This is a genomic window from Ruegeria sp. BHSA123, assembly GCF_059613425.1.
The window spans coordinates 80,984-98,978 of the sequence record NZ_JBXWSL010000002.1; the positions used below are offsets into that span (position 1 = coordinate 80,984).

General features: G+C 56.2%; 18 protein-coding genes. 12 read left to right on the forward strand and 6 right to left on the reverse strand.

Annotated features, from left to right (window positions below):
• Positions 1–53: 53 nt before the first annotated feature.
• A complete protein-coding gene (locus AC2FNC_RS01460) occupies positions 54–536 on the forward strand; it encodes an Lrp/AsnC family transcriptional regulator (protein ID WP_480472511.1) in 483 nt (160 codons plus the stop codon).
• A 45-nt stretch (positions 537–581) separates the two neighbouring features.
• Here AC2FNC_RS01460 and AC2FNC_RS01465 read toward each other — a convergent pair whose 3' ends face one another.
• A complete protein-coding gene (locus AC2FNC_RS01465; protein ID WP_496714449.1) occupies positions 582–1,763 on the reverse strand; it encodes a cytochrome P450 in 1,182 nt (393 codons plus the stop codon).
• Positions 1,764–1,809: 46 nt separating this feature from the next.
• Here AC2FNC_RS01465 and AC2FNC_RS01470 point away from each other — a divergent pair, with 46 nt between their 5' ends.
• From AC2FNC_RS01470 to AC2FNC_RS01500, 7 genes are all read left to right on the forward strand, one after another.
• Positions 1,810–3,543, forward strand: a complete 1,734-nt coding sequence (locus AC2FNC_RS01470) for a sensor histidine kinase (protein ID WP_496714451.1) — start codon at positions 1,810–1,812, stop codon at positions 3,541–3,543.
• Positions 3,540–4,769 (forward strand): sigma-54-dependent transcriptional regulator, encoded by a 1,230-nt coding sequence (locus tag AC2FNC_RS01475; RefSeq protein ID WP_480553379.1) that lies wholly within the window; start codon positions 3,540–3,542, stop codon positions 4,767–4,769. Before AC2FNC_RS01470 ends, AC2FNC_RS01475 begins: the two co-directional genes overlap by 4 nt.
• A 287-nt stretch (positions 4,770–5,056) precedes the next feature.
• Positions 5,057–6,058: a DctP family TRAP transporter solute-binding subunit gene (locus AC2FNC_RS01480; RefSeq protein ID WP_209504066.1), complete on the forward strand. Its 1,002-nt coding sequence runs from the start codon at positions 5,057–5,059 to the stop codon at positions 6,056–6,058.
• A 116-nt stretch (positions 6,059–6,174) separates the two neighbouring features.
• Positions 6,175–6,852, forward strand: coding sequence for a TRAP transporter small permease (locus AC2FNC_RS01485; protein WP_209504065.1), 678 nt, complete (start codon positions 6,175–6,177; stop codon positions 6,850–6,852).
• Positions 6,852–8,228: a TRAP transporter large permease gene (locus AC2FNC_RS01490; RefSeq protein WP_480516868.1), complete on the forward strand. Its 1,377-nt coding sequence runs from the start codon at positions 6,852–6,854 to the stop codon at positions 8,226–8,228. Before AC2FNC_RS01485 ends, AC2FNC_RS01490 begins: the two co-directional genes overlap by 1 nt.
• A 153-nt stretch (positions 8,229–8,381) precedes the next feature.
• Positions 8,382–8,693: a DMT family transporter gene (locus AC2FNC_RS01495; RefSeq protein WP_480516870.1), complete on the forward strand. Its 312-nt coding sequence runs from the start codon at positions 8,382–8,384 to the stop codon at positions 8,691–8,693.
• A gap of 65 nt (positions 8,694–8,758) precedes the next feature.
• A complete protein-coding gene (locus tag AC2FNC_RS01500) occupies positions 8,759–9,205 on the forward strand; it encodes a nucleoside deaminase (protein ID WP_480623095.1) in 447 nt (148 codons plus the stop codon).
• A 9-nt stretch (positions 9,206–9,214) separates the two neighbouring features.
• On the opposite strand, the gene tpiA is transcribed toward AC2FNC_RS01500, so the two are convergent.
• Positions 9,215–9,964, reverse strand: coding sequence for a triose-phosphate isomerase (tpiA, locus tag AC2FNC_RS01505; protein ID WP_480624964.1), 750 nt, complete (start codon positions 9,962–9,964; stop codon positions 9,215–9,217).
• Positions 9,965–10,112: 148 nt separating this feature from the next.
• Complete coding sequence (locus AC2FNC_RS01510) at positions 10,113–10,478, reverse strand: HesB/IscA family protein (RefSeq protein ID WP_480476725.1); 366 nt, start codon at positions 10,476–10,478, stop codon at positions 10,113–10,115.
• Between the two features lie 142 nt (positions 10,479–10,620).
• Here AC2FNC_RS01510 and AC2FNC_RS01515 point away from each other — a divergent pair, with 142 nt between their 5' ends.
• Positions 10,621–11,037 (forward strand): hypothetical protein, encoded by a 417-nt coding sequence (locus AC2FNC_RS01515; protein WP_480624963.1) that lies wholly within the window; start codon positions 10,621–10,623, stop codon positions 11,035–11,037.
• Positions 11,038–11,267: 230 nt separating this feature from the next.
• Here AC2FNC_RS01515 and AC2FNC_RS01520 read toward each other — a convergent pair whose 3' ends face one another.
• From AC2FNC_RS01520 to AC2FNC_RS01530, 3 genes are all read right to left on the reverse strand, one after another.
• A complete protein-coding gene (locus AC2FNC_RS01520) occupies positions 11,268–11,630 on the reverse strand; it encodes an SUF system Fe-S cluster assembly protein (protein ID WP_209504059.1) in 363 nt (120 codons plus the stop codon).
• A 94-nt stretch (positions 11,631–11,724) separates the two neighbouring features.
• Positions 11,725–12,003: an NfeD family protein gene (locus AC2FNC_RS01525; protein ID WP_480516877.1), complete on the reverse strand. Its 279-nt coding sequence runs from the start codon at positions 12,001–12,003 to the stop codon at positions 11,725–11,727.
• On the reverse strand, positions 12,003–12,893 hold the full coding sequence (locus tag AC2FNC_RS01530) for an SPFH domain-containing protein (RefSeq protein WP_480472533.1): 891 nt from the start codon (positions 12,891–12,893) through the stop codon (positions 12,003–12,005). The genes AC2FNC_RS01525 and AC2FNC_RS01530 overlap by 1 nt, the downstream gene beginning before the upstream one ends.
• Positions 12,894–13,068: 175 nt before the next feature.
• On the opposite strand from AC2FNC_RS01530, the gene AC2FNC_RS01535 reads away from it, so the two are divergent.
• The 3 genes from AC2FNC_RS01535 (at position 13,069) to lon (ending at position 17,861) form a co-directional block, all read left to right on the forward strand.
• A complete protein-coding gene (locus tag AC2FNC_RS01535; protein ID WP_496714457.1) occupies positions 13,069–13,980 on the forward strand; it encodes a nucleoside hydrolase in 912 nt (303 codons plus the stop codon).
• Between the two features lie 62 nt (positions 13,981–14,042).
• The gene (tgt, locus tag AC2FNC_RS01540; RefSeq protein ID WP_496714458.1) at positions 14,043–15,173 is read left to right on the forward strand and encodes a tRNA guanosine(34) transglycosylase Tgt; all 1,131 of its coding nucleotides are present in this window, start codon (positions 14,043–14,045) and stop codon (positions 15,171–15,173) included.
• 279 nt (positions 15,174–15,452) lie between these two features.
• A complete protein-coding gene (gene lon, locus AC2FNC_RS01545; protein ID WP_480472539.1) occupies positions 15,453–17,861 on the forward strand; it encodes an endopeptidase La in 2,409 nt (802 codons plus the stop codon).
• The last annotated feature ends 134 nt before the right edge of the window (positions 17,862–17,995 follow it).

Here is a 17,995-nt window from a genome sequence, read left to right on the forward strand (position 1 = left end):
TCCATCTATGCGAAAATATGGAACGAAAGCTTCGATGTGGAAGGGAAATTGGAATGTCGGTGCGGATAGATGATACGGATCGGAAAATTCTGGCCGAGCTGCAACGCGATGCAGGGCAGTCACTGGATGAAATAGCGGCTCGGGTCGGCAGTTCAAAGACGCCTGTCTGGAATCGTATACGCAAGCTCAAGAGTGCAGGAATAATAGGTCAGCAAACGGTTTTGCTGGATGCCGAAGCGCTCGGGTTTGAAGCGACTTTCTTTGTTTTGATCCGCACATCGGAGCACGAGGCCGAGTGGCAGCGAAAGTTCCTTAAAGCATTGCGCGATCATCCCGAAGTGCAAGAGGCGCACCGGCTGGCCGGAGACATTGATTATATCCTCAAGGTTCGGGTCAAGAACGCGCGCGCCTATGACCAATTCTACCAGTCGCTGATATCGGAGGTGCGGGTGCACAACGTAACCGCGCTTTTGTCGATGGAAGAAATCAAGTCCACAACGATGCTTCCCCTCAACGCATTGGTTGAAGGGGCGTAAAAGGCAGGTGCTTCCAACGCCGGATCGAGCCGCGCCTTATACAGGTCAGACCTGAACCATTAACCGTTCCAAACCATGGAAGTGATAGCTGTCTGAATAGGTTGGCTCTGTAGCGAGCCGCAGGTTCGGGCAGCTATTGAACAGAATGGGCAGGGCTATGCGCATTTCCAACCTTGCCAAAGGGGCGCCGACGCAGAAGTGGATGCCTCCGCCAAAACTTGTGTTGACCTCAATCGAGCGCGTCGGAACAAACCTTTCGGGTTCATCCCAGACAGCAGGGTCGCGGTTTGCAGCGCCAAGCAATAGTGCGACCTGATCACCGCGCCTGAACGAATGCCCAAATATGTCAACGTCTTCATATGCATAACGTGTGAACATGTGCAAAGGCGGGTCATAGCGCAGAATTTCTTCAATCGTTGCGTCGATCTGGTCCGGTGCCAGAACGCCGGGGCTGGTATAAGTTTGCAACAGAGTTTTCACACCGTTCGCCAGCGAATGCACAGTTGCTTCGTGACCTGCATTCAGCAGCAAGATGCATGTTGCGACCAACTCGTCGATGGTCAGCTTTTCACCTTCTTCCTCGGCGCTGATAAGCCGGGTGATCAAATCGTCACGGGGATCATTGCGTCGCTGGTTAATGTATCCCAACAGGAAATCCGTGAACTCCTGAGACGACTTGGCCGCCTTATCCTCGGTCGCCTGCGTCCGGTTGGCCTGATACATGGCGACCATGTCATGCGACCACTGCAACAGGTTGGGTGCCATGTCTTCGGGAACGCCCAGCAGTCGGCAGATGGTTATCACCGGGACCTGCGTGCAATAGGCACTCAACAGGTCGAAAGGTGTATTCGGAAACGTCTCGATAAGACTGTGGCATAGCGATTCAATGGAAGGCTGCAATGCAGAAATTTCCCGCGACGTGAAAGCGCGCATGACAAGCGCTCTCAGGCGGGTATGTCGAGGGGGTTCAGCTTCAAGCAGCGAGTGGGCTTCGATAGCCAGCCAGGGGGCCAGATGGGCAGGGCCCTGTGTCGCGCATTCAGGCGGAACTTCCCGCCCAAACCGGCGGTCGCGAAGAAGTGTCCGCACCGCCTGACAAGACGTTGCAGCAACCATATTGTAGTCGCGCCAATAGAATAGATCTCCAGCAGTGCGGGCATGATCATAGAAAGGGTAGGGGTTCTGAACGAAACACGGGTCTGTCGGGGATTGCGAGAATGACTTCATGCGACGCACACTTGCCACGAGCCGCGTTGAATGCAAGACCCTGTCTATGCAGAGAGTTTGGATCATTGTCGGTTTTTTGTCCGCTGTCGGGCTGCTGTCAGGTTTTGTTTGGTCTTATGGTTATCGTCAGGCGCTGTCTCAGCTAAGCGACAAGGCCGAAGCAGACCTTGAACTGGCGGCGGATCGGCTCAGCACCCAGATGCAGGTCTATCAGGAACTGGCGGTTCTGATGGCGACACATCCCGCTTTGCACGCGTTGGATACACCAACACACGTACATGACGCGCAAGCGATGTTGCTGGACGTCGCCGACAAGACAGCGGCCGTCAACATGATGTATCTGGATCGCAGCGGTCGGGTTCTGGTCACCGCACAGCCAGTGGCACAGCGAGACATGTCCGCACATCCAGCGTTCAGGCGCGCCATGCAGGGTGCGGTGGGTACCGCGCATGAGGTGGTTCCAGAGAGTGGCGACCGGATATATTCCTATGCCGCTCCGACTTTTGCTCCGTCTGGGCAAGTCGAAGGTGCCGTGATGGTGGTTGCCGACGTCCAGGACATTGAACAAACCTGGCGGGGCAGTACCGAAGCCGTGTTCTTTGTTGATTCTGACGGTGTCGTCTTCATCTCGAACCGATCAGACTTGCTGTTCTGGAGCCGCGAGGCTGGCCAGTCCGGGCTGACACCGCCAGAAGGTGCGTCGGTGGATTTTGCAGCGACGCGGGTCGGCCAGCATGAATTGTGGCGGCTGAACTGGGGGCGGTATTTGCCACGCGACGCGTTGCACCTAACGCTTGAACTGCCTGTGATCGATATGACCGCCGAGGTTTTGGTGGACGTGGCTCCGGCCCGGCGACTTGCGGGGTTGCAGGCGGCGGCGGTCGCAGCGATCTGTCTGGCGTTTGGTGCCATGCTGTATCTTGCCATGGAGCGGCGACGGACGCTGGCTAATGCCAACATGGTTCTGGAAAGCCGGGTGGCGCAGCGTACCCGTGCATTGACCCAAGCGAACACTGCGTTACGCCGCGAAGTTGCAGAACGTCAGGAGGCCGAAGCAGCCCTGAAAAAAGCGCAGGCCGAACTGGTGCAGGCAGGTAAACTCAGCGCATTGGGGCAAATGTCGGCGGGGATCAGCCACGAACTCAACCAACCCTTGATGGCAATCCAGCAATTCGCCGACAATGGCACGGCCTTTCTTGAACGCGGCAAAGGCGACAGGGCCAGCGAAAACCTTGGGCGTATTTCGGAAATGGCCGCCCGCATGGCCCGGATCATCAAGAATCTGCGCGCGTTTGCCCGCAACGAAAGCGAACCAATGGGCCGGGTCGATCTGGTGCAGGTTCTGAAAACCGCCGTCGAGTTGACCGAAACCCGTTTGCGTGACGATGATGTGACGCTGGAATGGGAGCCGGGACAGTCTGCGGTTTATGTTTGGGGGGGTGAAGTCCGATTGGTGCAGGTCTTTGTTAATCTGATCAATAACGCGGCGGATGCGATGCTGGGGCGACCCAAACGGCACATTTCGATTGTGATGCACGAAGAAGACCGGTTGCGCGTTTCTGTGCGGGATACCGGCCCGGGGATTGAAGACCCCGACCGTGTGTTCGAGCCGTTTTATTCGACAAAAAGCGTAGGATCCTCTGAAGGTCTGGGGCTCGGCCTTTCAATATCATATGGTCTGGTTCAAAGCTTTGGGGGTGAAATCCGTGGGGCAAACACGACTGATGGCGCAGTGTTTACCGTCGAACTGGAACCCTATGGAAAAGAAGAGGCAGCATGATGCGCAGGGTTCTGTTGGTCGATGATGACGCAGCTGTTCGCGAGGCACTGGCGCAAACCATTGAACTGGCGGACTATGCACCGACAACAGCCGGATCTTTTGTGGCGGCCAAGGATCATATTCGGCGGGATTTCCCCGGTGTGATTATTTCGGACATCCGAATGCCCGGGCGGGATGGTTTCCATCTGCTGACCTATGCTCGGGATATCGACCCCGAGCTTCCGGTGATCCTTTTGACCGGAGAAGGCGATATCCCAATGGCCGTGGAAGCCATGGGAAAAGGCGCGTTCGATTTTCTGGAGAAACCATGCGCTGCGTCTGACCTGATGGACGTTCTTGAACGCGCATTCGCGGCCCGCACTCAGGTTTTGGAACAGCGCGCCCTGAAATCTGAACTTGAAAGGGGGGATCCGGCCGCACGTTTGCTGTTTGGTCTGTCGCCGCAAGCCGAGGCACTGCGGGATCGTGTGCGAACTGTTGCACCGACTGGGGCCGAAGTTCTTGTTACCGGCCCGCCGGGCAGCGGCATATCCAAAGTTGCCGAAGTGGTTCACCTGATGTCGCCCGCTGGTCAGGGGCCTTTTGTCAAACGTCCGGCTTCAAGCCTAAGCCCCGATGATCTTGCCCAAAGCTGCGGCGATGCAGTGGGTGGATCCCTGTTTCTGGACGAAGTGTCCGCCATGCCCCAAGCCACGCAGTTTGCGGCGTTGGAGATCATCGAGCGCGGTCCGGGGGGGCGTATTATTGCAGGGACAACCGCTGATCTGTCCGCTTTATGTTCGGAAGGGCGGTTTAACGCAGATCTGTTCTATCGTTTGGATGTGATGCGGGTGCGTGTTCCATCATTGGCGGAACGCCCCGACGACATTCCGGTGATTTTTCGCCACTATGTGGCGCAAGCGGCCGAACAGGCAGGCATCGCAATTCCCGAGATTTCGTCCGAACATCTGGCCGCCTTGATGGCCAGCGACTGGCCGGGCAACGCCCGTTCGCTGATGTCGGCAGCAATGCGGTTTGTTCTTGGAATGCCCGAGGAGGTTACACAAGCAACGGATCTGGGGTTGAGCGAACAGATGGCGCGTGTGGAACGATCTTTGTTGATTGCAGCTTTGGGCCGCCACAATGGAAAAGCGTCAGATGCGGCCAAGGCGCTGAAGCTGCCGCGCAAGACCTTTTACGACAAGCTGGCGCGCTATCAGATTCGTCCCGAGGATTACCGCAGATGAGCGGGAACTGGATTGGCACTTCTGATTCGAATGAAGTGATTCGGAATATGTGCGGAATTCCGCACAAGCCGCACTGAGGATGTGCGAGTTTTCGCACGGCTCGGGACTGTGAAGCGCAGAACCCGAACCAACAAAGCTGTAACACTTTGGTATTAAACATGTAATCAGACACTTTCCGCAATCGCAGTCAAAAGTTGTGTGCTTTACCCTGAGTCGCTTCACTGCACGCCATACGGCGCTTACCCGGCGTCGACTGCAAGTTTCAAGGAACTCTGGGAGGATATCAGATGAAGCTTCTGACAACGGCAGCAACTGCGCTTGCTCTGACTGTAACCGCAACGGCTGGTATGGCTGCATGCGACGAAGGTGAAATCGTCGTTAAGTTCGCGCATGTGACGAACACCGACAAACACCCCAAGGGCATCGCGGCATCGCTGCTGGAGCAGCGGGTCAACGACGAAATGAACGGCACGATGTGTGTCGAGGTCTACCCGAACTCGACGCTCTACAACGACGACAAAGTTCTCGAAGCGATGTTGCAGGGCGACGTGCAACTGGCAGCGCCCTCGCTGTCGAAGTTCGAGAAGTTCACCAAACAGTTCCGCCTGTTTGACCTGCCGTTCATGTTCAAGAACGTCGACGCTGTAGACGCGTTCCAGGCCTCGGCCGAGGGGCAGGCGATGAAAGACAGCATGCAGCGCCGCGGCCTGCAAGGGCTGGCGTTCTGGCACAACGGCATGAAGCAGATGTCGGCCAACAAGGCTTTGGTTGATCCGTCGGATGCAAACGGTTTGAAATTCCGCGTGCAGTCGTCAGATGTGCTGGTGGCTCAGATGGAGGCCATTGGTGGCAGCCCGCAAAAAATGGCGTTCTCGGAAGTGTATGGCGCGCTGCAACAGGGCGTGGTGGACGGGCAGGAGAACACCTGGTCGAACATCTACGGCAAGAAGTTCTTTGAGGTGCAGGACGGTATCACCGAAACCAACCACGGCATCATCGACTATCTGGTCGTGACATCGGTGGATTGGCTGGACAGTCTTGATCCGGCGGTGCGGGATCAGTTCCTGACCATTCTGGCCGAAGTTACCGAGACCCGGAACAAAGAAGCCTTTGCTGTGAACGAAGCGGCCAAAGCGTCGATCATCGATGCGGGCGGCGTCATCCGTGAACTGACCCCTGAACAGCGTCAGGCCTGGGTCGACGCGATGAAACCGGTTTGGGACAAATTCGCCGGTGACGTGGGTCAGGACAAGATCGACGCGGCACAGGCCATCAACGCCGGCTTCTGATCCGGTCAAAGACCGCGCGTCCGGGGACTGGGGAGTATTCGACGCGCAGGCCGGGCGGGCTGAAATGGCCCGCCCCATTCTCAACTCTCTCTTCAATAAAATGCGGGGACTGAAAGATGTCTGGTGCGAACTCCGGCCAGGGCGGGCTGATCGACCATATCGAAGAAACCCTGATCGCGTTGCTTTTGGGCCTTATGACGGTCGTTACATTTGCCAACGTGATCGCGCGGTTTGTCTTTAATTCCAATATCCTATGGGCGCTTGAGTTGACAGTGTTCACGTTTGGCTGGCTGGTGCTGCTGGGCGCGTCTTACGCGGTCAAGAAACATGCTCATCTGGGCGTGGATGCAATCCTAAACATGCTAGCGCCAGCACCGAGGCGTCTAATGGCGTTAGTCTCGGTCGGATGCTGTCTGGTGTTTTCGCTGCTGATGCTCAAGGGGGCATATGATTATTGGGCCGTCTTTGCAGATCTGCCGCCAACATCGGGCCGCTGGTTCCCGACCGGGTTTGATTTCGGCGCACGCAGCCAGAGTTTCTACGAGGTGGACGACATCCCCATGGTTGCGCCGCTGCGCTTTCTGGAAGACCTGATCAACTATGGCGAGGGGTATGAAAAACTGCCCAAGGTCGTACCTTACCTGGTTCTGCCTGTATCCATGCTGCTGCTGGTGATCCGGTTTACGCAGGTCGCCGTTCAAATCTGGCGTGGTGAGACCGATCGCCTTGTCGCCAGCCACGAAGTCGAGGACGAGATTGAGGAAGTCCGCGCACAACAAGGGGTGCATGACTGATGGACGTTATCCTTCTTTTCTCGATGGTCATCGGCCTGCTGCTGATCGGGGTTCCGATTGCGGTTGCACTTGGCCTCAGCTCGACCCTGTTCCTGCTGATCTATTCCGACAGTTCGCTGGCTTCTGTCGCAGGCACGCTGTTCGAGGCGTTCGAGGGGCATTTCACCCTTTTGGCGATCCCGTTCTTTATTCTCGCCTCGTCCTTCATGACGACAGGCGGCGTAGCGCGTCGGATCATCCGATTCTCGATTGCTTGCGTGGGGCATCTGCCCGGCGGTCTGGCGATTGCGGGTGTGTTTGCTTGTATGCTGTTTGCCGCGCTTTCAGGATCGTCCCCGGCCACGGTTGTAGCTATCGGTTCGATCGTCATCGCAGGTATGCGCCAGGTTGGGTATTCCAAAGAGTTTGCCGCCGGTGTGATCTGTAACGCGGGTACGCTGGGCATCCTGATCCCACCGTCCATCGTGATGGTTGTGTATGCCGCCGCCGTCGAAGTTTCAGTTGGGCGCATGTTCCTGGCTGGCGTTATTCCCGGTCTGATGGCTGGCTTCATGCTGATGATCACCATCTATGTCATGGCAAAGGTCAAGAACCTGCCCAAGGGTGAATGGAAGGGGTGGGGTGAGGTCTTTACCTCGGCCCGCGAGGCCGGTTGGGGCCTGTTCCTGATCGTTATCATTCTGGGTGGCATTTATGGGGGTATCTTTACCCCGACCGAGGCTGCCGCGGTTGCTGCCGTCTATGCCTTCTTCATCGCCAGTTTCGTCTACAAGGACATGGGTCCGCTGAGTACGGAAGGGGACGCACAGAACCTGCCACTGCTGAAAAAGCCCTACGCTTTGGTCACGGCGTTCTTTCACCCCGACACCAAGCATACTCTGTTCGAGGCAGGAAAGCTGACGGTGACGCTGTTGTTCGTGATCGCCAACGCGCTGATCCTCAAACATGTTCTAACGGACGAACAGGTGCCGCAGCACATTGCTAGCGCCATGCTTTCAGCGGGTCTTGGACCGGTAACCTTCCTGATCGTGGTCAACGTAATCCTGCTGATCGGTGGTCAGTTTATGGAGCCGTCGGGCCTGCTGGTGATCGTTGCACCGCTGGTGTTCCCGATTGCCATCGAGTTGGGTATCGATCCGATCCATCTGGGCATCATCATGGTGGTGAACATGGAGATCGGGATGATCACGCCCCCGGTCGGTTTGAACCTGTTCGTAACCTCGGGTGTTGCGGGTATGCCGATGATGAGCGTTGTGAGGGCGGCGCTGCCGTTCCTTGCTGTCCTGTTCGTCTTCCTGATTATGGTGACGTATATTCCGTGGATCTCGACCTTCCTGCCCAACACCTTCATGGGGCCGGAAATCATAACCAATTAGGTTGTTTGACGATGTACGTAGCCGGGCGGTTTCGACCGCCCGGCTTTTTCGTATCTTGAAACCGCGCACCGGGTTCATATCTCGGGTCCAGAGGACGACCTCCCCATATCGGGACATTATTCGGGACGACCCGAACGGATACGAGGTTGTCTTATGCCCTGGGTATTCCTTCTATTTGCTGGCCTGTTGGAAATCGTCTGGGCCGTAGCGATGAAGCAATCGGCTGGTTTCACCCGATTGTTGCCTACGGCCTTGATGGGGCTTTCGATGATCGGGTCTTTCGGTCTTCTGGCGCTGGCGATGCGCGACCTGCCGTTGGGCACGGCTTATACCATCTGGACCGGTATCGGGGCTGTGGGGGCGTTCTGTGTAGGTATCCTGTTTCTGGGCGAAGCCCTTAGCCCTGCGCGGATTCTGGCGGCTCTTCTGATCGTGTCAGGTCTCATCCTGATGAAGCTGGCGTGAGCGTTTTATTGACCAAGCCATTTTGCTTGGGCAGGGTTCGGAAAACACGGGAATTGGAGACTGGAATGCTGACCGAGACCGACAAGCGCCTGCTGCGCGTGGCTTATGACGAGGCAAAAGCCGGGTTTGATGAAGGTGGATGCCCTATCGGATCAGTTCTGGCGCGGGGTGGCGAAATTGTTTCACAAGGGCGCAATCAACGTGTACAGGGCGGGGATCCGATCGCACATGGGGAAATGGATGCTTTGCGCAAAGCCGGGCGTCAGAAAACCTATCGCGACACGGTTCTTTACACGTCTTTGTCACCTTGCATGATGTGTTCCGGCACTATCGTTCAGTTTGGTATCCCGCGAGTGGTGATCGGCGATACCCAGAACTTTGGTGGCAACGAAGACTTCCTGCGCGACCGCGGCGTCGAGGTGGTGATAGCCAACGATCCCGACTGCATCGCACTGATGCAGCGGTTCATCGAAGAAAAGCCAGAGCTTTGGGCGGAAGATATTGCCGAGTAAAGGCGAAACCTAGACGCTCTCCAGCGCCTGAATAATGCCCGTGAAATCCCCGGCCTTCAGGCTGGCGCCGCCCACAAGCGCACCATCGACATTTGAAACCGCAAAGATCTCCGCCGCGTTGGAGGGTTTGACCGACCCGCCATAAAGCAAACGGACAGAGCGACCCACTCCTTCGCCAAAGCGACGCTCTAGCCGGGCGCGGATGAAGTCGTGAACCTCTCCGATCTCATCAAGTGTTGGAACCTTGCCAGTGCCTATGGCCCAGATCGGTTCATAGGCAATAATCAGGTTCTCGCCGGTTGCCTGATCCGGGATCGACCCCGACATCTGACCGCCGATTATGTCGAGCGTATTGGCCGCCTCGCGCTGTTCCAGGCTTTCGCCAACGCAAATGATCGCTTTTAACCCCGCATCCATCGCAGCACGGGCCTTGGCGCGTATATCCTCGTCATGTTCTTCATGGTCCACGCGCCGTTCGGAATGACCCAGGATGACTGTTGTCGCGCCCGCGTCCAGCAGCATCTCAGCGCTGATGTCGCCTGTATACGCGCCTGCGGTTGCCGCGTGGCAATCCTGCCCGCCAACTGTGACTGCTGACCCGCGTACGGTGGCTGCCGCGCGGCTGAGCAATGTTGCCGGAGGGCAGATCAGGATATCGACAGAAGCATCTGGGTGGGACTTGCACAGTGCTTCAAGCTCGCTCAGCGCAGCACCAGTTCCGTTCATTTTCCAGTTTCCTGCCGCAAGCTTGCGCCGCATACCCGTATCTCCCAGATTATTCGATGATTTAGGATGCGGATAGCATTGTCGGCACGATCTTACAATTCCACGGATTGGATGGGTTCGTGCGCTTTGATCGACACACGGCGTTCGGTCGGGACCGTGTCACAGGATTACCCGGCGCAAACTAGGATTTCTGCACGATGCTCTCATCGAATTTGATGGATTCACCGCAACCGCAAGCGTCGACGACATTCGGGTTCCTGAACTTGAAACCTGATTCCAGCAACGACACCTCGTAATCGATTTCAGTCCCGAACAGAAACATCTGCGCCATTGGTGCGATCATGACGCGTGCACCATCCTGTTCAACGACTTCGTCGTGTGGATCGGCCTGATCGACATATTCCATGGTATATTCCATGCCCGCACAGCCGCCTTTCTTTACGCCAATGCGCAAGCCGACGTGGCCACCCGAGTTCATCAGGCGGGTAATTTGCTCTGCGGCTTTGGGCGTCATGGTCACAGCCTGTTTGCCGGGAATGCCGAACATGTAAGTCTCCGTTGTCGCGCGTTGCATTTAATCTAGGGCTCAGGGGGCCAAGGCTCAAGACGGTGTGTTATAAAGAGTTTTATCAGGATGAAACAACCCGGCATACAGTAAGGGTTCGCTGAAAACACCCGACCGTTAAACCGTGGAGCTGAATAGGTTTAAGCTGGTCAATCTCCAAAACGGTTCGCATTATGGAAACATCGGAAAGGATAATATTGTGAAGAGATTAAAGGCAATTTTTAATCCAGTCTTGTTGGGAGCGATACTTACCATTGCAGTTCTTTTGTTTGTTCCGGATGATGCGGTGGCCGCCAATGATGGAGAGAGGCATCCGGTAAACTGCGCGACCGCCGAGGGCGATCTGCGCGCCATCGCGACTGAGAAAAAGCACGCGCAGGACCAACAGTTGGAAAGTGTTGCCGCCATTACTCCTGCCGGGGCACTTTTGGGGCTGGTCACAGGAACGGAACACAAAAGGCTGCAAATGCTATCGGGGGACTACATCATTCAACTGGATGCCAGATCTGCGGAAATCAAAAAGACCTGCAATTTGAACTGATCACCCGTCGTTAGGTGATCTGGATATGAAAAGGACCGTTCTCGGGCAAGAACGGTCCGTGTTTCTGGGCCGGAACTCGGGGGGCGGTCAAATCATGTCTGGCCCGAGGTACGATACCGATTGGTGCCGTCCGCAGGTCTTTTCCCGTATCATTGTGACAGGGACAGGACGAACAGGTAACAAAAACACCAATGTTTTGTGACAAATAGCTGGGAAACTGTGGCCGGTGCCTACATAAATCCCAGTTCCAGACGTGCTTCGTCTGACATCATCTCCATACCCCAGGGTGGCTCCCAGGTCAGTTCCACGTCGACCTCTTTGACGCCTGCAACAGGCTCGATCGCTTCCATGATCCATCCGGGCATGTCGCCGGCAACCGGGCATCCGGGGGCTGTCAGCGTCATGATCACCTTCACCGCGTTGTCCGTGGAAATGTCGATCGTGTAGATCAGGCCGAGGTCATAGATATTCACGGGGATTTCCGGGTCATAGACCGTGCGGCACGCCTCGACCACGGGCTCGTACAGGGGGTGCTCAATGGTTGACGGCGCAATCAGCGGTGTGCCTTCAAACTGTTCGCTCGGGTGGGTCATCTTTGCCTCGGGTCAGTTGCCTGAGTGATTATATAGGGAATAGCCGCAACAGCGTCCAGTAGGGCGGCGGCGCCGATTGGGGCGCCGCGGCAATTTAGTCGTTGATGTCGTGGTTGAAGGTTTTGACCTGACCTTGCGGCAATGCAAACAGTTTCCGCAAAACAAGCCACGCAATCAGTGACATCACTGCGAAGATCAACGCCAACACATTCAAAGACAGAGCCATACCGGATACGGCAAGGATAAGGCCCGTGACTGCGGCCCCGATTGCAAAGCCCAGAAAAATGAACCCTGGCAGGACAATCTCAAGGATACCCAGCGCCAATGCGGCGGCGAGCCAGATCCACCAGGTCAACCAGAAGGGGTCTGCCATCATTTTCCTCCTTTTAACATCTTGAATGCGTCACCAAAGGCTTCCAGTGCGTTGGCAGGCACAACAATAGTTTGCTTGCCAGTACCGTTTCCAAGCGCATTCAGGGCTTCAACCTGCTTCAAGGCAACCTGATACTGGGCCGCTTCAATGCCGTTATCCTGAATGGCCTTGGCGACCACACCTGTGGCATAAGCTTCGGCTTCGGCCTGAATGCGCCGCGCCTTGGCGGTTTGTTCCGCCGCATAAAGCTCGGCGTCGGCATGCAGCTCGACTGCGCGCTTTTTGCCCTCGGCTTCTGTCACCTGCGCACGACGGGCGCGTTCGGCGTTCAGCTGTTGCAGCATGGCGTCACGGGTGGCCTGATCCAGATTTACGTCCAGAATCTCGGCGCGGGTGACTTCGATGCCCCAGTCATCGACAGCGGTTTCAACGCTTTCCTGAATACGCGTGATCAGTTGGGACCGGTTCGACTGGACCTCATCCAAATCCATTTTACCGATCTCGGCGCGAACGATCCCGGCGACAGTGGTAGCAATCGCGCCATCAACGTCGCGGATTCGGTAGACCGTCTTTTCAGGTTCGAGAATACGGTAGAAGACCGATGTATCGATCTGCACCAAAACGTTGTCCTTGGTGATTGCGTCCTGCGTCGCGTTTGGCAGTTGGCGTTCCAGGATCGAGATCTTGTGGCGCGCAATGTCCAGCAGCGGAACGATAAAGTTGATGCCGGGGCCAAGCACGGAATGCAGGCGCCCAAACCGTTCAACCACATATTTTTCGGACTGAGGCACAATCTTGATGCCCTTGAAAATGATAACAATTACCAGCACCGCGGCCAGCAGGTAAATGATGTTTGACGAAAGCAATCCGATGATTTGGTCTTCGGTCATACTGTCCTCTTGTTTTTGTGTACTATAGTATACATGTGGCGATTGAGTCGCTCGATTTCAACTCTGGTATGAGGGGAAAGCAGTCCCATGCAAATGCCTCGATAATGAAACGCTGTATCGAAAAATCGTGCTGTGACCGCTTTGCATCCCTAATTGTTTGCGGTATCGGGCGGGGATGAAACTGATAATCGATACAGATCCTGGCATCGATGATGCCATGGCAATCGCCTATGCCGCTGCAGCACCCGAGATCGAGCTGATCGGCCTGACCACGGTGTTTGGAAACACGCATGTACATCAATCCAGCCGCAATGCCCGGTTCCTGCTTGATAAACTGGGTCTGGATCTGCCTGTCGCTGAAGGGGCTGCCGTTGCATTGGGTGCCGATGCGCATTCGCCATCCGAACATGTGCATGGTCCCGAAGGATTCGGTGACCTGACTGACATTCCCGAGATTGGAAGTAACCACGCCCTGCCAGCTGCTGAATTTCTGGTCGACATGGCACGAACCCATAAGAAAGAACTGGTGGTTTGCGCCGTGGGCCCTCTAACCAACGTCGCCAACGCCATTCGTCTGGATCCGGAATTCGCCGACAATCTGGGGCGTTTGGTTATCATGGGCGGCGCTGTGTACTGCCCGGGCAATATAACCAACCATGCCGAGGCAAACATCTACCATGATGCTATTGCGGCTGAAGAGGTCTTTGCCACACCGCCGGATACGGTACTTGTCGGCTTGGATGTCACGCTGAAAACGCTCTACGAGACTGCGGATTTCGAAAGCCTGGCAATGCGATCACCTGACATGGGGTCCTTTCTGCGCGATATCTCTCGCTTTTACCTGAAGTTCTACAAGGATGTCGGGGGTCTGGAAGGCTGCGGCCTGCACGATTCGACGGCTGTGATCGCTTGTTCTCATGGTGCCATGTTTGACATGGTCGAAACGGGTCTGCGGGTTGTCACCGAAGGCGACCAGAAGGGGGCGACGCGACCTGATCCGGAACGTCCCTCAGTTCGGGTCTGCCGCGACGTCGACGGGGCAGGGGTTGTTCAACTGTTTACAGACCGTGTTGCCTTGCTACCCTGACGGGTTGCAAAGACCAAACGGATCGGGCAAAGCCTGCCCGGTTCGGCGACCCGAGGGATGACATGACCCAACAGTTTTCTTTTGATCTGAAGGCAACAGACGGCAAAGCCAGGACCGGAGTGATCAGCACACCGCGCGGCGACGTGCGAACGCCTGCCTTTATGCCGGTTGGCACTGCGGCAACGGTCAAGGCGATGATGCCGGAAAGCGTTCGCGCGACGGGGGCAGACATCCTGCTGGGGAACACCTATCACCTGATGCTGCGCCCGACCGCTGAGCGTATTGATCGACTGGGTGGACTGCATAAGTTCATGAACTGGGATCGGCCCATTCTGACAGATTCCGGCGGATTTCAGGTCATGTCGCTGGCCGGTTTGCGCAAGCTGACTGAAAAGGGCGTGACCTTCAAATCTCATATCGACGGATCAAAGCACGAATTGACGCCGGAACGGTCGATGGAGATCCAGCGCCTGTTGGGCTCGGACATTGTCATGTGTTTCGATGAATGCCCTGCGCTGCCAGCGGATCGTGACCGCATTGCCGAGTCAATGCGCCTGTCGATGCGATGGGCCGAACGGTCGCGCGATGCGTTTGGCGATCGTCCGGGGCATGCGCTTTTTGGCATCATGCAAGGTGGGCTGGAAAAAGACCTGCGCGAAGAAAGCGCCGAGGCGTTGAAATCTATCGGTTTCGAGGGCTATGCAGTTGGGGGTTTGGCGGTAGGCGAAGGGCAGGAGGCCATGTTTTCTTGCCTCGATTATGCCCCCGATTTCCTACCATCGGACAAGCCGCGCTATCTGATGGGCGTCGGCAAGCCCGACGATATCGTCGGTGCTGTTGCCCGCGGGATCGACATGATGGACTGCGTGTTGCCCTCGCGGTCTGGGCGTACAGGGCAGGTTTTCACCCGCTACGGCGTGGTGAACATCAAGAATGCCCGTCACGCAGACGATCCGCGGCCGCTGGACGAACACTGCACTTGCCCGGCTTGTTCGAATTATTCCCGCGCCTACCTGCACCACGTGTTCCGCGCGAATGAGATGATTTCCGGCATGTTGCTGACATGGCATAATCTGCATTATTTTCAGGAGATCATGGCCGGAATGCGCGACGCGATTGCGGATGGTGCGTTCGAAGCCTGGCAGGCTGATTTCCACGCGCTACGCGCGCAGGGGGATATCGAACCGCTGTGATGTTTCGCCCCCTCCGAGGCTAAAACTGGCAGTTCTGCGCAGCCGGGCTGTTTTCTGGCGACTGATCGCGCAAGACCGGGGCGTATTCTACTATTTTGGTGGATATGTTCCCGGCACGCCTTGCAGTCCGCCAAACCTCGGTTCATTCTGATTGGTGATACATGGCGGTAAGGTTGAAAATGGGCGATGAGGCCCCACCTTTATCGTCCAAGACAGGAGACGGACAAATGTTGCCTCGATGAGGGACAAGTTCCGTCTTGCCAACGATAAGGATAGAGCATGCAAGAGCCTCTGAATTCCTCCTACCCCGTCCTGCCGCTGCGCGATATTGTGGTGTTCCCACATATGATCGTGCCGCTTTTCGTAGGCCGTGACAAATCAGTCCGCGCGCTGGAAGAGGTGATGCAGGATGACAAGCAAATTCTGTTGTCCAGCCAGATCGATCCCGGCGTTGACGATCCGGATGAAGAAGGCATCTACCGCACCGGCGTTTTGGCCAATGTGCTGCAACTTCTGAAGCTGCCCGATGGCACGGTGAAAGTGCTGGTCGAGGGGCAGGCGCGCGTTCAGATCACCGAGTTTCTGGAGAACGAAGAGTTCTTCGAAGCCCGCGCGGAATACCTGACCGAAATTCCCGGCGACGTCACCACGACCGAAGCGCTGTTGCGCACTGTCGCGGACGAGTTCGAGCGTTACGCCAAAGTGCGCAAGAACATCCCCGAAGAGGCACTGACCGCAGTAGGCGATACCACCGAGCCTGCGAAGCTGGCCGACCTTGTGTCCGGGCATCTGGGCATAGAAGTCGAACAAAAGCAGGAGCTTCTGGAAACCCTCAGCGTCAGCGAGCGGCTTGAGAAGGTCTATGGCCTGATGCAGGGCGAGATGTCTGTTCTGCAGGTCGAGAAGAAGATCAAGACCCGTGTCAAATCCCAGATGGAGAAGACGCAGCGTGAGTATTATCTGAATGAGCAGATGAAGGCCATTCAGAGGGAACTTGGCGATGGCGAGGACGGCAGCAACGAAGTTGCTGAACTGGAAGCCAAAATCGCCGAAACCAAGCTGTCGAAAGAAGCGCGGGAAAAGGCCGAGGGTGAGCTTAAGAAGCTCAAGAACATGTCACCTATGTCGGCCGAAGCCACAGTTGTGCGCAACTATCTGGATTGGATTCTTGCTCTGCCTTGGGGCACTAAATCCCGTGTCAAAAAGGATCTGGGCCGCGCGCAGGAGATTCTGGACGCGGACCACTATGGGCTTGAGAAGGTCAAGGAACGGATCGTTGAATACCTCGCGGTTCAGCAGCGCTCGAAAAAGCTGAAAGGGCCGATTCTTTGCCTTGTCGGCCCTCCGGGCGTGGGCAAGACCTCGCTGGGTAAGTCGGTTGCCAAAGCTACCGGGCGTGAGTTCATTCGCATCTCACTGGGTGGTGTTCGAGACGAATCCGAGATCCGGGGCCATCGTCGGACCTATATCGGCTCCATGCCCGGCAAAATCATTCAGGCGTTGAAAAAGGCGAAGACCACGAACCCGCTGATTTTGTTGGATGAAATCGACAAGATGGGACAGGATTTCCGGGGCGACCCAGCATCCGCGATGCTTGAGGTGCTGGACCCGGAACAGAACAACACGTTCATGGACCATTATCTTGAGGTTGAATATGACCTGTCCAACGTGATGTTCCTGACCACATCGAACAGCTACAACATGCCCGGGCCTTTGCTTGACCGGATGGAGATCATCCCGTTGGCCGGTTACACAGAGGACGAAAAGCGTGAGATCGCCAAGCAGCACCTGATCAGCAAACAGGTCAAGAACCATGGTTTGAAAGCCAAGGAATTCGAACTGACCGATGAGGCGCTGCAAAAGATCATCCGCACCTATACCCGCGAGGCGGGTGTACGGAACCTTGAACGTGAAATCGCCAAGGTCGCGCGCAAGTCGCTGACCAAGATCATCAAGAAGGATGCAGAAACCGTTAAGGTTACACCCGAAAACCTGCAAGATTTCCTGGGCGTGCCGAAATTCCGTTACGGTCTGGCCGAGCAGGACGATCAGGTTGGTGTTGTCACCGGTCTTGCCTGGACGTCAGTGGGTGGCGACCTGCTGCATATCGAAGCGTTGAAACTGCCCGGCAAAGGGCGGATGAAGACGACCGGTAAGCTGGGCGATGTGATGAAGGAATCCATCGACGCCGCTTCGTCCTATGTGCGTTCGATTTCACCTCAGATCGGGGTAAAGCCGCCGCAGTTTGACAAGATCGACATTCACGTTCACGTGCCGGATGGCGCGACACCCAAGGATGGCCCATCGGCAGGTCTGGCCATGGTCACGTCGATTGTCTCGGTTCTGACCGGTATTCCGGTTCGGAAAGACATCGCGATGACCGGCGAAGTCTCACTGCGCGGGAATGCGATGCCGATTGGTGGATTGAAAGAAAAACTACTGGCCGCGCTGCGTGGTGGGATAAAGACCGTTCTGATCCCGGAAGAGAATGAAAAGGATCTCGCGGATATCCCGGACAACGTCAAAGAAGGGCTGAAGATCATCCCGGTCAAACATGTCTCGGAAGTTCTGGAACACGCATTGGTGCGCAAACCTGAACCGATCGAGTGGGATGAAGCCGCGGAAGAGGCCGCAGCAGCGGCGGCCGCGTCAACCGGTAATACCGGACCTTCCGCAACCGCGCATTAAGTCTTTGGAAAATCAAATAAAGGCGAAGCAATAGCTTCGCCTTTATTTGTCGAGGGATGTAGTGAAAACTGCAACATGCAGCGCCAAAACGCTGGATGAAACCAGTGTATCATTTTGGGCATCGGCGAGCTTTG

Bases quoted from the DNA above. Each gene is read 5' to 3' on its own strand.
- AC2FNC_RS01525 (WP_480516877.1), bottom strand. From the start codon at position 12,003: ATGGCAGACCCCTTCTGGTTGACCTGGTGGATCTGGCTCGCCGCCGCA.
- tgt (WP_496714458.1), top strand. From the start codon at position 14,043: ATGACCCAACAGTTTTCTTTTGATCTGAAGGCAACAGACGGCAAAGCC.
- AC2FNC_RS01530 (WP_480472533.1), bottom strand. From the start codon at position 12,893: ATGACCGAAGACCAAATCATCGGATTGCTTTCGTCAAACATCATTTAC.
- lon (WP_480472539.1), top strand. From the start codon at position 15,453: ATGCAAGAGCCTCTGAATTCCTCCTACCCCGTCCTGCCGCTGCGCGAT.
- AC2FNC_RS01490 (WP_480516868.1), top strand. From the start codon at position 6,852: ATGGACGTTATCCTTCTTTTCTCGATGGTCATCGGCCTGCTGCTGATC.
- AC2FNC_RS01485 (WP_209504065.1), top strand. From the start codon at position 6,175: ATGTCTGGTGCGAACTCCGGCCAGGGCGGGCTGATCGACCATATCGAA.
- AC2FNC_RS01535 (WP_496714457.1), top strand. From the start codon at position 13,069: ATGAAACTGATAATCGATACAGATCCTGGCATCGATGATGCCATGGCA.
- AC2FNC_RS01475 (WP_480553379.1), top strand. From the start codon at position 3,540: ATGATGCGCAGGGTTCTGTTGGTCGATGATGACGCAGCTGTTCGCGAG.
- tpiA (WP_480624964.1), bottom strand. From the start codon at position 9,964: ATGCGGCGCAAGCTTGCGGCAGGAAACTGGAAAATGAACGGAACTGGT.
- AC2FNC_RS01520 (WP_209504059.1), bottom strand. From the start codon at position 11,630: ATGACCCACCCGAGCGAACAGTTTGAAGGCACACCGCTGATTGCGCCG.
- AC2FNC_RS01465 (WP_496714449.1), bottom strand. From the start codon at position 1,763: ATGAAGTCATTCTCGCAATCCCCGACAGACCCGTGTTTCGTTCAGAAC.
- AC2FNC_RS01500 (WP_480623095.1), top strand. From the start codon at position 8,759: ATGCTGACCGAGACCGACAAGCGCCTGCTGCGCGTGGCTTATGACGAG.
- AC2FNC_RS01470 (WP_496714451.1), top strand. From the start codon at position 1,810: ATGCAGAGAGTTTGGATCATTGTCGGTTTTTTGTCCGCTGTCGGGCTG.
- AC2FNC_RS01480 (WP_209504066.1), top strand. From the start codon at position 5,057: ATGAAGCTTCTGACAACGGCAGCAACTGCGCTTGCTCTGACTGTAACC.
- AC2FNC_RS01460 (WP_480472511.1), top strand. From the start codon at position 54: ATGTCGGTGCGGATAGATGATACGGATCGGAAAATTCTGGCCGAGCTG.
- AC2FNC_RS01510 (WP_480476725.1), bottom strand. From the start codon at position 10,478: ATGTTCGGCATTCCCGGCAAACAGGCTGTGACCATGACGCCCAAAGCC.
- AC2FNC_RS01495 (WP_480516870.1), top strand. From the start codon at position 8,382: ATGCCCTGGGTATTCCTTCTATTTGCTGGCCTGTTGGAAATCGTCTGG.